The organism is Rhizobium sp. WYCCWR10014 (genome assembly GCF_001657485.1).
Classification (GTDB): Bacteria; Pseudomonadota; Alphaproteobacteria; order Rhizobiales; family Rhizobiaceae; genus Rhizobium.
Genome location: NZ_LXFU01000050.1, coordinates 50,259 through 64,441, shown reverse-complemented (window position 1 = coordinate 64,441; position 14,183 = coordinate 50,259). Strand labels below are relative to the sequence as shown.

Genomic DNA, 14,183 nt, shown 5'->3' with positions numbered 1-14,183 from the left:
CTAATGCCGCTGTAGGCAATATGTCGACATGAAAAATGAGGAGATAGCGATGGCGGTCGAATACACCATACCGGGCATGCTGATACGCGATCATATGGTCGACGTTCCCCTGGATTGGTCGAAGCCGGACGGGGAGACAATCCGGATTTTTGCACGAGAAGTGTGCGATCCCGCCCGCCGTCGCGAAACACTGCCGTTGCTGGCTTTCCTTCAAGGCGGTCCTGGCGGAAAATCGCCGCGGCCGAGCAATGGCGGGCCGCCATGGCTTGCCGAAGCCCTGAAGACGCACCGCGTTATCCTGATCGACCAGCGCGGCACCGGGCGCAGCAGCCGGATCGAAAGTGCGATGATGGAGCGTTTTGCCGACGGCAGGGCCGCAGCCGACTATCTCACCCTCTTTCGTGCCGACAGCATCGTTGCCGATTGCGAACATCTGAGGAAAACCGTCTTCGGCGGCGGGCGCTGGCAGACGCTGGGCCAGAGCTATGGCGGCTTCCTGACACTCACCTATCTGTCGAAGGCGCCGGAGGGACTTTCCGCCTGTTATGTCACCGGCGGCCTTGCCGGCCTTGGGGCGACGGCCGACGATGTCTATCGGCGCACCTACCCGCGCGTCACCGAAAAGAACGCCGCCTATTACCGCCGCTACCCCGGGGATGCCGAGCGCATCGGCCGGATCGCCGACTATATCGAGACCAATGAGGTGCGGTTGCCCGATGGCGATCGCCTCTCCGTTCGCCGCTTTCAGACCATCGGCATCGATTTCGGCATGGCGCCGGGTTACGAGAACATCCATTGGCTGGTCGACGAGGCTTTCTCCGGTCCCAATGAAGACCGTCTCTCCGATCGCTTTCTCGCGTCGGTGATGTCCCTGACCTCCTATGACGACAATCCGCTCTTCGCCGTTTTGCAGGAAAGCATCTATGGCCAGGCCGGGACGCCGACTGCCTGGGCGGCCGAACGGATCCGCGCCGAGCATCCGGCTTTTGCCGGCGACCGGCGGCCGCTGCTGTTGACGGGGGAGATGATGTATCACTGGATGTTCGAGGAAATTCGCTCGCTCAGGGCTTTCAGGGCGGGCGTCGAGGCGCTGGCCACACATGAGCGCTACGTGCCGCTCTATGCCCCGGCACGTCTCGCGGCAAACGAAGTGCCGGTCGCTGCCGTCATCTATCATGACGACATGTATGTCGATGCCGCACTTTCGCTCGAGACAGCGCGCCACGTCGCCAACGTGCAGGCATGGGTGACCAACGAATTCGAGCATGACGGTGTTCGCCAATCGGCGGCTGTCCTGCGCAGGCTGATGACCTTGGTCAGGGAACAGGGCGGCCCCCTCGCCTCCTGAGGCTCGAACGGTTCATTGCTCTCGTCGCATCAGGACATGCTGATCGCTACCGGCCGGTCCAGATCGCGGGCGATATATTCCTGGATCTGGCGAACGATCTGCCCGGCGTGGGCGATCGCCAGGCGGTCGGCCCGCTCGACGTCACCGGCCTCGATCGCGGCGATGATCTCCTCGTGTTCGTCGACATACTGGCGCGGCAGACGGTCGTCGAATGTCGAGTAGTAAAGGCGCAGGATGCGGCGGCCCTCGTCGAGCAGCCTGGCGAAGAAGGCCGTGTAATAGGAATTGCCGGCAAGTTCGGCAATCGCGACGTGAAATTCGCGGTTCGCCTCGATCATCGCATAGGCATCGCGCGCGGCAACGGCATCGGCGAAGTCCTTCTGATGCCGGCGAACGGTCTTCATGATCTCGCCGTTGCGCCGTTGCGCCGCGCCGCGGGTCGTCACCCGGTACATCAGCGTCAACGCTTCGAAATAGGTGGGCAGGCTTGCGAAATCGATCGTCGCGACGATCGTGTTCCTGTTCGGCAGCGTCGTGACCAGCCCGTCGGCGGCGAGCCGCAACAGCGCCTCGCGAATGGGAGTCCGCGACATCCGGAAACGTTCCGACAGCCGCACCTCGTCGAGCGGACTGCCGGGTTCCAGCGCCATCGACAGGATTTCCCGCCTGAGCGTCACATAGACGCTCTGCGTGCCAGAGCCGCGCACCCGCACATTTTCCGCGTCGTTCCGCATTCGTCCGCCCTCTTTCGTTAGAGCCTTGTATTTCGTTTCGGCCGATTCCCGCAATGTCGGTCTTCGGGGGCCTCAAATTTGTAAGCTCACATCATTGAATCTTGTCGACAGTTTGTATATAAGGCAATCAGTTTCAACGAGGCTCGATCGATGACCACAGGATGGAAGGGCGTATTTCCCGCCGTAACGACACAGTTCAACGAAGATCTTTCCGTTGATTTGCCCTCGACCCAGCGTGTCCAGGACGCGCTTGTAAACGATGGCGTCAATGGACTGATCGTCATGGGCACATGCGGCGAGAACAATTCGCTGGACCCCGAGGAGAAGCGCACGATCTTGAAAGCTGCCGTCGAGGTCGTCAACGGCCGCGTTCCCGTGGTCACCGGCGTGTCCGAATTCGACACGCGCCGTGCCGTCGCCTATGCTCGCGACGCCGAAAAGCTCGGCGCCGACGGCCTGATGCTGCTGCCGGCCATGGTTTATGTGCCGAAGCCCGAAGAGCTGATCGCGCATTTCCGCACCGTCGCCGAAGCGACCTCGCTGCCGATCATGCTCTACAACAACCCGCCGGCTTACCGCGTCAATATCGGCGCCGATGTGCTGAAGGTGCTTGCCGACGTGCCGAACATCAAGGCGGTCAAGGAAAGCGCGCCGGATCCGCGCCGCTTCACCGATCTCATCAATGAATTCGGCGATCGTTTCGATATCTTCGCAGGTCTCGACGATGTGGCGCTTGAAGGCCTGATGCTTGGCGCCAAGGGCTGGGTCTCCGGCCTGACCAGCGCCTTCCCCGAGGAATCCGTGCGGCTCGTTGCCGCCGCCGAACGCGGTGACTGGGAAGAGGCCCGCAAGATCTATCGCTGGTTCATGCCGCTTCTGCACCTCGATGCCGAACACGACCTCGTCCAGTCGATCAAGCTCGCCGAGCAGATCATGGGCCGCGGCTCAGAACGCGTTCGCATGCCGCGCCTGCCGCTTTCGGGCGCCCGCCGCGCCGAAGTCACTGCCATGGTCGAGAAGGCCGCCGCCACGCGTCCCTCGAAGATCCGCCAAGCCGCCTGATACAACGAGGCCGGCGACCGCGCGGTCGTCGGCCTTTCCGTGTTTGCAGTTCAGGCAAGCGCCAGCGACCGGCCGGTCGCCGGATCAAACAGATGCATCTGGTTCATGTTGAACGAGAGCGGCATCGTCGACATCGGCCTGGGCCCGCTCTCGGGATCGATGCAGGCGCAAAGGCTTGCCTCGCCGATGCCGAAATAAACCATGGTCTCCGGCCCGAGTGGTTCCACAAGATCAATCTTCGCTTCGATGTCGGCATAACCAGGACGGGCCTGGCGGTCGGTGATCGATTCCGGCCTGATCCCGAACACGACTGATTTGCCGGCATGGCTGGCATAGTCGCCGGCGCGAGTCTCCGGCACTGGAAGCTCGCTGCCGTCGGTCAGCTTGACGACGAGGCCCTTCTCTCCTGATAGCAGCGTCGCGGACAGGAAGTTCATCGACGGAGAGCCGATGAAACCGGCGACGAACTGGCTGACCGGCCGATGATAGAGCGCCTGCGGCGGTCCCGCCTGTTCGATGATGCCACCATTCATCACCACGACACGATCCGCCATGGTCATCGCCTCGACCTGGTCGTGCGTGACGTAGACGGTCGTCGTCGGCAACAGCTGGTGCAGCCGCTTGATCTCCGTGCGCATCTGTACGCGAAGCTTGGCATCAAGGTTGGACAATGGCTCGTCGAAGAGAAAGACTTTCGGATTCCGGACGATGGCGCGCCCCATCGCGACGCGCTGGCGCTGGCCGCCCGAAAGCTGGCCCGGACGCCGGCCGAGCAGCTCGCTGATATGCAAGGTTTCCGCCGCCCTGATGATACGGGCGTCAATCTCGCTCTTGGCAAGCTTCTGCTGCTCCAGGCAGAACGAAATATTCTCCCGCACCGTCATGTGCGGATAGAGCGCGTAGTTCTGAAAGACCATGGCGATATCGCGTTTGCCCGGGCCAAGCCGGTTGACGACCTGGTCGCCGATCACGATCTCACCACCGGTGATGTGTTCGAGACCCGCGATCATACGCAATGTCGTCGATTTTCCGCATCCCGACGGACCTACGAAAACGACGAATTCATTGTCTTCGATGTCAAGGCTGATGCCGCGCACGGCCTCGTAGATGCCATAGGACTTGACGATGCTCCTGAGTTCCAGCCGTGCCATGGTTTTCTCCTAGACCTCCTGCAACCAGATCGCCATCGCTCCGGGCTCGCGATTGGCCCAGAGGTGATAGGGGATCGCCATGAAGGGCCGCTCCTTCAGCGAGGGGCGCGCGGTGCGATAGAGCGCATTCTGCCAATCGGATATATCGGCTTCGAGCGCAGTGCCTTCGAGGACGGTCGCTCCGCCGAGAAGCACGGCATCGTAGCGGGCGAAAATTTCCTCAGATGCCGGCAGGCGGAGCCGCTGCGGCTCACCGCCGAGGTCCATTTCCTCGATACAATAGACGACGGGACCGCGCCGCAGCGCGACGCGTCCGCCGTCTTCGGAGACGGCAGGATGCGCGTAGATGCGCTCGACAGGCATCGACAGGCCAATGCGGACCTCGTCGCCATTGCGCCATTCCCTTGATATTGCCGCATAACCCTTCGTCACGCATTGATCGAGATCGACGGCAACGCCGTTGACCGAGATCTGCGCCTGCCTGCACCATCCGGGGATGCGAAGACGAAGCTGAAACCGGCTTGGCGGCTCGACGGCGAACCGCAGGCTGATGTCGCCATCCCATGGATATTGCGTCTCCTGGATCAGCCGCACGAAGCTGTCGCCGACTGTCAGCTCGGCGGAATTGGTGCCGTAGAGATGGACGGCGAGCTCATGATCACCCGTGGAATAGAAATATTGGCCGACCGACGTGATGAAGCGGGCGATGTTGGTCGGGCAGCAGGGGCAGTAATGCCATTTCCACCGGCGGTGCTGCCCGTGGCTTTCAAGGACGTTCTCATAGAAATAATGCTCGCCGTCGCGCGCGATGCCCGAAAGCGCGCCGTTGTAGAGCACCGTTTCCAGTCTGTCGGTGAACTTGCTATCGAGATCGACCTGCGCCATGCGATGGCTCCAAAAGCCGAGCGCGACGGCTGCGCATGTCTCGGCATAGGCCGTCTCGTTCGGCAGGTCGAATTCCCGCGTGAACCCTTCATTGGATGCCGACGGGCCAAGGCCACCGGTCACGTAGAGCTGGCGGCTGACCAGATTGTCAAAAAGCCGGTCGCAGGCTTCCTTCAATGTCGGATCGTCGTTTTCATGGGAGAGATCCGCCATCGCAGAAAACAGGTACATGGCGCGAACCGCGTGGCCGACGACCTGGTGCTGGTCGCGCACCGGCATATGGGCCTGGCTATAGGCATATGTCTTGTAGACATAATCATCAGGGCTCTCGCCGCGTTTGCGAGCCTCCTCGTCGTAATATGAGGGCATGCGGCCACGTTCGTCGACGAAATAGGTCGCAAGCTTCAGATGCCGCGGATCGCGCGTCACGCGATAGAGCTTGACCAGCGCCAGCTCGATTTCCTCATGGGCATCGTAACCTCTGAGCTTTCCGGGCTCCGCGCCGAAGGTGGCGATGATATGGTCGACGGCGCGGATCATCACATCGAGGAAACGACGCTTTCCCGTCGCCTCGTAGTAGGCGACAGCCCCTTCCAGCAAGTGGCCCATCGAATACATCTCGTGCAGGTCGCGCAGGTTGGTCCAGCGCCTGTCCGGCTCGCGGCGAATGAACCAGCTGTTGAGGTAGCCATCGGCCATCTGCCCTTTTTCGAGCTTTGCGACGATATCATCGATCTTCGTTTCGAGCCCAGCATTCGGGTGAGCCTTCAGCGTGTAACTTGCGGCCTCGATCCATTTGCCGAAATCGGAATCGAAGAAATGCTGCATCGACAGTCCGCTCGGCTGGATCGGGCGCACCAGCGGCCCGGCCGGCTTGTCAAAATCGAGCACCTCGAGGAAGCCCTCCTCTTCCAGCCGCTTGTGCTGCGTCGGGATGGTGACGTTGCGGACCGTCTCCGTCCAGCTCTGCCAGAAACCGCCATGGAATACGACACTGGAATGGTCGGCGGGCCTGTATCGCTGCCGTCCCGCAGCGCGTGCCGGTTGAAAACGAGGTGAGCTGGTCATGAGGACTCCTGAGCGGAACGAGCGCTGTTACTTCACGGCGCCGGCCGTCAGGCCGCGCACGTAATATCGTTGCAAGAGAAGGAAAAGCAGGATGCAGGGGACCATGGTCACGGCTATGCCGGCCTGCAGTGCGCCCCAGTCGATAATGCCGTAGATGCCCGACGAAACATTCACCAGCATGATCGGCAGCGTGAACTTGTTCTGGTCGGACAAAAAGATAAGGGCGGCGAGGAATTCGTTCCAGGAATTCAGGAAGGCGAACATCGCAACGGTGGCAACACCGGGAAGCGCGATCGGCAGCATGATCCGGCGCAGGATCGTCGCCTGCGACGCGCCATCTATCCGCGCCGCTTCGATCAGCGCCTTCGGCACCGCGTCGAAGGCGTTGCGCATCATGAAAACGGAAAAGGGAAGCTGGAACGTTACATAGATCAGCACCAGGCCGAAAAGGCTGTTTTGCAGCCGGAAGACTTTCAGGATCAGGAAAAGCGGCGTCAGGATCGACTGGAACGGGATCATCATCGTCGCCATGATCAGCACGAAGAGCAGTGACTGACCGGGAAAACGGAATTTCGAAAAGCCGTATCCCGCCGGCACCGAGACGAGCACCGTCAGGATCACCGTTCCGGCAGCAATCAGCACCGAATTGCCGGCATAGACGTACCAGCCGGCGCCGACATGTTCGAGACGGCGGTAGTTTTCGAGCGAGAAGGCTTTCGAGAAGAGCGCTGCCGGATCGGCAAGTGCTGCGGCCGCGGGCTTGAAGGAATTGGCGAAGGACCAGACGATCGGCATCACGAAGAAGACGGCAAAGACGCATGCCGTCAGAACGAAAGCGAGATAACCGAGCCGCTCGCTCGCCGGCTTCGCTGCGAGATTGTGGTTGAGCCGTTCCATCAACCCTCCTCCGGCCGCTGGCGCAGCAGGACGAACTGTATCGCACTGATCGCCACCAGCACGACGAGCAGGGCAAAGGAGATCGCCGAGCCATAACCGAGGCGGTAGGATGAGAACGAGGCGAGATAGATCGAGAAGACCGCGGAGATCGTGCTGTTCTCAGGGCCGCCCTGGGTGATGATGAAGAACTGGTCGAAGGCCAGCATCGATGAGGTGACGTTGAGGACAAGCGCCAGGACGACCGAATTCCTCATCAAAGGCAGCGTTATGCGGCGAAACCGGCTCCAGACGCTGGCGCCGTCGATCCTGGCGGCTTCGATGACGTCGTTGGATATGCTCTGCAGGCCGGTCAGGAGGATAATCATCGTGAAGCCCGCTGTTTTCCAGACGACCATTAGGATGACGACGCCGAGTGCCGGCCAGAAACTTTCGAGCGGTCTCGGGGCGCTGTCGATGATGCCTGCCCCGCGCAGCAATTGCGCAAAGACGCCGCTATCGGGATTGAGCAGCCACATCCACAATGTCGAGGCCGCCCCGAAGCCGATGACGACGGGCATGAAATAGATCGTGCGGAAAAAGCCGGCGATGCGCAGCGGCCGGTCGACGAGCAGCGCCAGAGGAAAGGCGACCAGGAAGATCGCAGCCGTGACCAGCACCGTGTAGAGCAGCGTAAAACCCAGGGAATGCCAGAGCTGGGTATCCCCGATCAGCTCGGCATAGTTGGAGAGGCCGATGAATTTGGTCCGGCCAAGAAGCGGCCAGTTGTAGAAGCTCATCCAGACCGTCATGACAAGCGGCACGAGGAAAAGCACGACGATGAACAGCAAGCCCGGCAGGATGAAGGCAAGGCCAAGCCAACCCTTTGGCTCCGGTTCTCCGGTCGCGACTGCGCGCCTCCGGCTGCGAAGTGTCGAGGATATCACCGCAACTCCTCCTTCCGCTTGAAAGTCGAGATGTGACAGCGACGGCAGGGCATCCGCGGACACCCTGCCGAAACGTGTCGGCTTAGTTCGGATTGGTGCGTTCGAGGATACGGGTGAAGTCGGCCTGCGTCTTGGCGATCGTTCCGTCGACGTCGTCACCGAAGATCGTGCCCTGGATCAGATTGAGGAAGGGTCCGGTGCGGCTGACGAAGAGTTCGTCGGACGAAAATGTGTAGGGCGTGCGCGCCTTGGCGAGGATATTGTAGGCGACGAGATTGCGCTGGTCGAACTTCGCATAGGCTTCCGCTGCGAGGTCGGTGCGCGACGGCATCCCCGATTCCTGGGTGATGTAGACCTGCTGCTCGGGCTGCATGTAGAAATTGACGAAGTCGAGCGCGACTTTCTTCTTCTCTTCGCTGATGCCCTTGATCAGGGAAAGCGTATCGCCGCCGGCAAAGCTCGATCCACCGCCCTTCGGCCCGGGGATCGGTGCGACGGCGAATTTCACGTCGGGATATTTGCTGGTCAGCAGATTGACGATGTAGGAGCCGGTCATCAGGATGCCGACCTTGCCCGAGGCGAAGGCCTCGACGGCATTGTTGCCGTTGCCGGAACGCGAGGTCGGATGGATCGCACCGGCCTTCCACATATCGCGATAAGCAGCGATGGTCTCACGCAGCGCCGGCGTATCGACCGTGGCGCTGCGGCCGTCATCACTCAGCACATCGGCATTGGCGGCCCACAGATGCGGCAGGAAGTCGTAGATCAACCAGCTTCCCGAATTGGCGACGAAATAGAAGCCATAGGTCTCGTTGCCGAGCGCGGCGATCTTCTTAGCGTCGGCGGCAATCTCCTCCATCGATGCCGGCGCCTTGTTCGGATCAAGGCCGGCCTTGGTGAACAGATCGGTATTATAAGCAATGATCGAGGCATCCGGCAGGGCCGGCACGCCGTAGATCTTGCCGTCATAGGTGGCAAGACGGATGTGCGACGGGCTCATGGCCGCGGAATACGGCAGGCCCTTCACGAAGTCGGAGATATCCTCGAGACCGTCCGCGGCGGCAAAGGTCGGGAGATAGATCAGATCGAGCACGGCACCGTCAGGAGCCGCGCTGCCCGCAATCGCGGCACCCAGTTTCGGCACCATCTGCTCGGCCGTGATCTGGGTGACATTGACCTTGTCGGAGTGGGAGGCGTTGTATTTGTCGGCTAGGCCCTGAAGGACGGCGCCGGACGACGTGCGCACCCATAGGGTGATTTCTTCGGCGCTGGCGAGAGAAGAGCTTGCCAGCAGTGCAAGAGCGGTGATCGTCGTTTTCAGTCGAAGCATGCTTGTTCCCCTTTTTCTCGTTCAGGCCCAAGGCCATCGGACGAAATGAACGTTAGATCAGAAATTTTTTGATGTCGACAGTCTGTGTGCATAAATCTGATGTGCGATTGATAAAACCTTTTAACAGCTCATTTTTTTCTGCTAAAAGCTTTTATCATGGATCGAACACGAGGTAGATCTTGAAGAATACGGGCGATCGCAGACGGACGATTTATGACGTGGCAAAGGCTGCGGGCGTCAGCATTTCGACGGCGTCAAACGCACTGAACGGCACCGGCCGGACGAATGCCGAGACGCGCGAGCGGGTTCGGCGCGTGGCGGAGGAGATCGGATTTCGGCCTAATGCACTCGCTCGTGGGTTGCTGAGCAAGCGAAGCCATGCGATCGGCATGCTGACGAACGACACCTATGGGCGACTGACGCTGCCGATGGCGGCAGGGGTATCGGAGGTACTGGTCGATCACGGCGTCTCCGTCTTCCTATGCGCCACCAACAATGATCCAAGGCTCGCCCAGCTGCATCTGGAGGCGCTTCTCGACCGGCAGGTCGACGGTATCATATTCACCGCGACCCGCCTCGATCTCACGCCGCCAGTCCAGCTGTCCCGCTTGCCGATACCCGTCGTCTACGTCTTTGCCGAGGGTCCGGCTGACAGCGTCACCTTCTTTCCCGATGACGAACAGGGCGCCCGCCTCGCCGTCGATCACCTGAAAGAGCTCGGTCGATCGCGGATCCTCCACATCACCGGGCCGCGGGATTATCTGGCCGCTCGTATCCGTGCCCAATCCTATCTCGACGCCTGCGGTGACGGTGCCGAAGCGATGTTCGGCGACTGGTCGGAGGAATGGGGTCACGAGGCCGTTCAGACGGTGTTTGCCCGGCCCGGCGCAAAGCCCGACGCCATCTTCTGCGGCAGCGACGAGATCGCCCGTGGCGTCATCGACGCGCTGCGCGACCTTGATGTGGAGATTCCGACGGATGTCGCCGTGGTCGGCTTCGACAATTGGGAGGTCGTCGCACGGCAAACGCGCCCGCCGCTGACCACCATCGACATGGAGTTGAAGGAACTGGGCCATCGCGCCGGCCTGGCAATCCTCAGCCTCTCCAAGGGTGAACCGGCCCCTGCCGGCATCACCAGATTGCCGTGCCGCCTAGTCGTGCGGCAGTCTTGCGGCAGCCCCCTTCAATCCGACTGAAAACGACGGCAACGAACAGAGACACGGCGCCGCCGTCCCTATTATCTATCTGTGGAATTGCCTGAACGGGTCAGGCTGTTGCGGCTGACCAGCGACGGTATCTGGAAAATATGCTCGGAAGCGGTGCGGCCTTCTATTCTGGAAATGAGGGCCCGGGTTGCGACCTGACCGAGTTCCCTGCCCGACTGATCGATGCTTGCGAGATTGACGAGGCCGAGTGCTGCGGTCGGGGAATTGTCGTATCCGATGACGGCGAGATCGTCGGGCACGCGCACGCCCATTTCCATAGCCAGGCTCAGAAGGGTGATCGCGTCGAGATCGCTCCAGCAGAATACGGCGCGCGGCCTGTCCTTCCTCGATAGGAATTTTCGCATCGCCTCTTCCCGCTTCGGCGAAGCAATGGGAATTTTGCCGATCGCTGGCGAGGAGCCGAGGCCGCCACGCTGCATCGCCCGGCGAAACCCGATCTCACGCTGGCGTACGACGGAGACCGCGTGCCCCTGGCGCTCGCCAAGGCTCAGCATTTCGATGTCGCGATAGCCGCAGGCAAGAAGCGCTTCGACGGCGATCTCCGCTCCGCGCTGATCGTCGGCATTGACGGTATCGAAGGCCGTAGCGCTGGCATCATGGTAACCGACCGCGACGATCGGTATCTGGACTGCGAACTTTGCGAGGATCTCCGAGGGCAGACGCGGCGCAACGAGGATAAGGCCGTCCATCTTGTAGTCGATCATCGATTCGATCAGCGACGTCTCCAGCTGCACGCGCGCATCGCTGACGCCGATCATCGCCTGGTAATGCGAGGGCGCCAGCACCCCGTTCACGCCGGCAATCACCTCCGGAAGGAAAGGATTGCGGATATCGATCAGGAGCACTCCGATGGTGAAACTCCGGCCACGCAGCCCTCTAGCTGCCCGCGAGGGGCGATAGGCAAGTGCTTCGATGGAATCAGTCACCCTTGCGCGCAGCGCATCACTGACGCCATAGGCATTTCGCATCACCTTGGAAACCGCTGCAACCGATACGCCTGCGTGAGTTGCCACGGTCCGGATCGTCACGCGATCGTTTCGTTGCGGCTTTTGTTTGTCTTCGATTGACATGAAATCTCTGGCTTGCTGCGGGTCGTCAACATCGCCCGCAGAATCACCATGGCAGACTGGTAACGAAAATTCTATTGCACTTCCGAAGAAGATGTAGAACGTTATATGGAGAACGTTCTACAACTCGTCGGGAGGACTTGATGAACTTTCAGCCGGCAGCCATCAGCGGCAACCTCGTTTCGCGCGTCTGGTCTGGGGACATGATCGCGCCGCTATCGGATGGCGGTCAGGGAACGGCCGCAAGCTTCGTCTCCAAGACTTTCGAGCATGATGGCGCTAAGCTTCCCCTCGAGCTCTTTATATCAGCACTTGGCCTTTATCGCTGCTTCATCAACGGCGTTCGTGTCGGCAGCGACCTGTTGACACCCGGCTGGACGAACTACGACGATCGCCTTGCCTATCAGCGATACGACGTCTCGAACCTGATCAAGCCGGGGATCAACCGGATCGAGATCTGGCTTGCTGACGGATGGTATCGGTCGCCTTTGATGTGGGGCGCCCAGGCGATCCCGAATTGCTGGGGCGACAGGATCGGCGCCATTGCGGATCTGATCGGACCGGATGGCACCGTTCTTTCCACTGACACCACATGGCGAAGCGGCGTTCTGCCGATCCTGAAGTCTGGAATCTACTTCGGCGAAATCTATGATGCCCGCCAGGAAAACTACCTCGAGACCCACGGCACCGAGAGATTGCCGTTCGACAGAGAACTGCTCGTCGCGCATGAAACTGCTGCGGTGCGCGAATTGCGGCCACTCGCCGCGGTCGAAAGCTGGACCGACAATGAGGGCAGGACGATCTATGATTTCGGCCAGAATGCCGGCGGCTACATCAGATACACGGTCCGCGGCACTGCCGGCACCGAAGTCCGGGTGGAGCATTCGGAAGTTCTCGGTCCCGACCGTCATTTCGACAATCGCAACTATCGCACGGCTGCCGCGCACACCGTCTACACCATGCGGGGAGACGGCGACGAGACCTACGCGCCGCATTTCACCTTTCACGGCTTCCGTTATGCCAGGGTGACGATCAAGGGCGATGCGAAGATCCTCGCAATCGCGTCCATCCCGATCTCGTCGGTGCCCGAGCCTGCCGGCGGTTTCACCTCGGGCAATGCGCTGGTCAATCGCCTCGTCGAGAATACCATCTGGTCGCAGCGCGCCAATTTCGTCGAAGTGCCGACCGATTGCCCGCAGCGCGACGAGCGCCTCGGCTGGACGGGCGACGCCCAGGTGTTTGCCGCAACCGCATGCTGGCTGAGCGACAGCCAATCGTTTCTGAGGAAGTATCTGCGGGATGTGATGGCTGATCAGCGCGAGGACGGCGCAGTCTCGCACTTTTCACCGGATCCGACGCGCTTGCATCCGGCCAATTTCCCGGGCTATGCCGGCTCGACCGGCTGGGGCGACGCGATCGTCGTCATCCCCTGGGTACTCCATACCCATTACGGCGACCGGGCCGTCCTGTCGGAGTGCCTGGATTCCATGGTGCGCTGGGTCGATTTCGTCTGGTCGATCTCGGATGGTCCGCTCGTGCGTCCGCCGTCGCGCTGGGGCGACCGCGGCTTCACCTTCGGCGACTGGCTGCAGCCGGTCGGCGACAATCGAAAGCCTCGTCCGACGATCGCAGACGACTGCGCGGCCACGCTTTACCACTTCATCTCGACCGACCTTCTGGCAAGGATCGCAGCCACTCTCGGCGAGCATGCGCTTGAAGAGAAGATGAAACAGCGCGCAAACGAGATCCGGCGGACATTCGCCAACGAGTTCATCACGCCGGCAGGACGGCTCGCACACAACGACCAGACGTCCTATGCCCTGGCCTTCCTCCACGACCTGATACCGGTGGAGCACACGCAAGCCGCACAGCAGCATTTCCGGCAGGTGATCATCGATGCCGACTACAAGATCGGCACCGGTTTCATCGGCACTCCCGCCCTGCTGCCGGCGCTGACGAAGCTCGGCATGGACGACCTTGCCGAAAAGGTTTTCCTGCAGGAGGATGTGCCGGGCTGGCTCTACCAGGTGTCGAAGGGGGCGACGACGATCTGGGAGCGTTGGGATTCCATGGCGCCTGACGGCACCATCTACGAACCAGATATGAACAGCTACAACCACTATGCCTATGGCGCTGTCTGCCAGTGGCTGTTCGAAAGCGTCGCCGGAATTTCGCCGAGCCCGAGCGCACCCGGATTTGCCGAGGTGATCGTCGATCCCGCGCCGATTCCGTCCCTTTCGCCGGTTTCGGCCTATCATGATATCGGCCAGGGACGCATCGAGGCCGGCTGGCAGTGCGACGGCAACAAGGTCACCTATGTGCTGACCCTTCCGGAGGGCTGCATCGGCCGGTTCCGGCCCGGAAAACGGCATCAAAACCCGTCGCTCAACGGAGAGCCTGTTGTCGAGGAAGCCATTCTTCCCTCCGGGACGCACCAGCTGGTCTTTTCCCTACCCAATTCTTGAGGAGCATACACGTCACACCGTTCAGAG

The 14,183-nt window shown here is 61.0% G+C and carries 11 protein-coding genes; 4 read left to right on the top strand and 7 right to left on the bottom strand.

The window, feature by feature from the left end; all coding sequences use genetic code 11:
- Window positions 1–49 precede the first annotated feature (49 nt).
- Window positions 50–1,348: an alpha/beta fold hydrolase gene (locus A6U98_RS28975; RefSeq protein ID WP_064654379.1), complete on the top strand. Its 1,299-nt coding sequence runs from the start codon at window positions 50–52 to the stop codon at window positions 1,346–1,348.
- 29 nt (window positions 1,349–1,377) lie between these two features.
- Here A6U98_RS28975 and A6U98_RS28970 read toward each other — a convergent pair whose 3' ends face one another.
- Window positions 1,378–2,082, bottom strand: coding sequence for a GntR family transcriptional regulator (locus tag A6U98_RS28970; protein WP_018246734.1), 705 nt, complete (start codon window positions 2,080–2,082; stop codon window positions 1,378–1,380).
- Window positions 2,083–2,232: 150 nt separating this feature from the next.
- Here A6U98_RS28970 and A6U98_RS28965 point away from each other — a divergent pair, with 150 nt between their 5' ends.
- Window positions 2,233–3,144 carry a dihydrodipicolinate synthase family protein gene (locus tag A6U98_RS28965; protein ID WP_064654378.1) on the top strand — a complete coding sequence of 304 codons (912 nt, stop codon included), beginning with the start codon at window positions 2,233–2,235 and terminating at the stop codon, window positions 3,142–3,144.
- Between the two features lie 50 nt (window positions 3,145–3,194).
- On the opposite strand, the gene ugpC is transcribed toward A6U98_RS28965, so the two are convergent.
- From ugpC to A6U98_RS28940, 5 genes are all read right to left on the bottom strand, one after another.
- The gene (gene ugpC / locus A6U98_RS28960; protein ID WP_064654377.1) at window positions 3,195–4,295 is read right to left on the bottom strand and encodes a sn-glycerol-3-phosphate ABC transporter ATP-binding protein UgpC; all 1,101 of its coding nucleotides are present in this window, start codon (window positions 4,293–4,295) and stop codon (window positions 3,195–3,197) included.
- Window positions 4,296–4,304: 9 nt separating this feature from the next.
- Window positions 4,305–6,248, bottom strand: a complete 1,944-nt coding sequence (locus tag A6U98_RS28955; RefSeq protein WP_064654376.1) for a beta-L-arabinofuranosidase domain-containing protein — start codon at window positions 6,246–6,248, stop codon at window positions 4,305–4,307.
- 27 nt (window positions 6,249–6,275) lie between these two features.
- A complete protein-coding gene (locus tag A6U98_RS28950; protein WP_064654375.1) occupies window positions 6,276–7,145 on the bottom strand; it encodes a carbohydrate ABC transporter permease in 870 nt (289 codons plus the stop codon).
- Entirely contained in the window at window positions 7,145–8,068 is a 924-nt protein-coding gene (locus tag A6U98_RS28945) for a sugar ABC transporter permease (RefSeq protein ID WP_064654374.1), read from the bottom strand. Before A6U98_RS28945 ends, A6U98_RS28950 begins: the two co-directional genes overlap by 1 nt.
- Before the next feature lie 82 nt (window positions 8,069–8,150).
- Window positions 8,151–9,398, bottom strand: coding sequence for a sugar ABC transporter substrate-binding protein (locus A6U98_RS28940; RefSeq protein WP_064654373.1), 1,248 nt, complete (start codon window positions 9,396–9,398; stop codon window positions 8,151–8,153).
- Window positions 9,399–9,577: 179 nt separating this feature from the next.
- On the opposite strand from A6U98_RS28940, the gene A6U98_RS28935 reads away from it, so the two are divergent.
- Window positions 9,578–10,594, top strand: a complete 1,017-nt coding sequence (locus A6U98_RS28935; protein ID WP_064654372.1) for a LacI family DNA-binding transcriptional regulator — start codon at window positions 9,578–9,580, stop codon at window positions 10,592–10,594.
- Window positions 10,595–10,635: 41 nt separating this feature from the next.
- Here A6U98_RS28935 and A6U98_RS28930 read toward each other — a convergent pair whose 3' ends face one another.
- Window positions 10,636–11,694, bottom strand: a complete 1,059-nt coding sequence (locus tag A6U98_RS28930) for a LacI family DNA-binding transcriptional regulator (protein ID WP_064654371.1) — start codon at window positions 11,692–11,694, stop codon at window positions 10,636–10,638.
- 140 nt (window positions 11,695–11,834) lie between these two features.
- Here A6U98_RS28930 and A6U98_RS28925 point away from each other — a divergent pair, with 140 nt between their 5' ends.
- Window positions 11,835–14,156 carry an alpha-L-rhamnosidase gene (locus A6U98_RS28925; protein ID WP_064654370.1) on the top strand — a complete coding sequence of 774 codons (2,322 nt, stop codon included), beginning with the start codon at window positions 11,835–11,837 and terminating at the stop codon, window positions 14,154–14,156.
- Window positions 14,157–14,183 lie beyond the last annotated feature (27 nt).

Coding starts and splice junctions, on each gene's coding strand:
- A6U98_RS28975 (WP_064654379.1), top strand. CDS start 50: ATGGCGGTCGAATACACCATACCGGGCATGCTGATACGCGATCATATG.
- A6U98_RS28970 (WP_018246734.1), bottom strand. CDS start 2,082: ATGCGGAACGACGCGGAAAATGTGCGGGTGCGCGGCTCTGGCACGCAG.
- A6U98_RS28965 (WP_064654378.1), top strand. CDS start 2,233: ATGACCACAGGATGGAAGGGCGTATTTCCCGCCGTAACGACACAGTTC.
- ugpC (WP_064654377.1), bottom strand. CDS start 4,295: ATGGCACGGCTGGAACTCAGGAGCATCGTCAAGTCCTATGGCATCTAC.
- A6U98_RS28955 (WP_064654376.1), bottom strand. CDS start 6,248: ATGACCAGCTCACCTCGTTTTCAACCGGCACGCGCTGCGGGACGGCAG.
- A6U98_RS28950 (WP_064654375.1), bottom strand. CDS start 7,145: ATGGAACGGCTCAACCACAATCTCGCAGCGAAGCCGGCGAGCGAGCGG.
- A6U98_RS28940 (WP_064654373.1), bottom strand. CDS start 9,398: ATGCTTCGACTGAAAACGACGATCACCGCTCTTGCACTGCTGGCAAGC.
- A6U98_RS28930 (WP_064654371.1), bottom strand. CDS start 11,694: ATGTCAATCGAAGACAAACAAAAGCCGCAACGAAACGATCGCGTGACG.
- A6U98_RS28925 (WP_064654370.1), top strand. CDS start 11,835: ATGAACTTTCAGCCGGCAGCCATCAGCGGCAACCTCGTTTCGCGCGTC.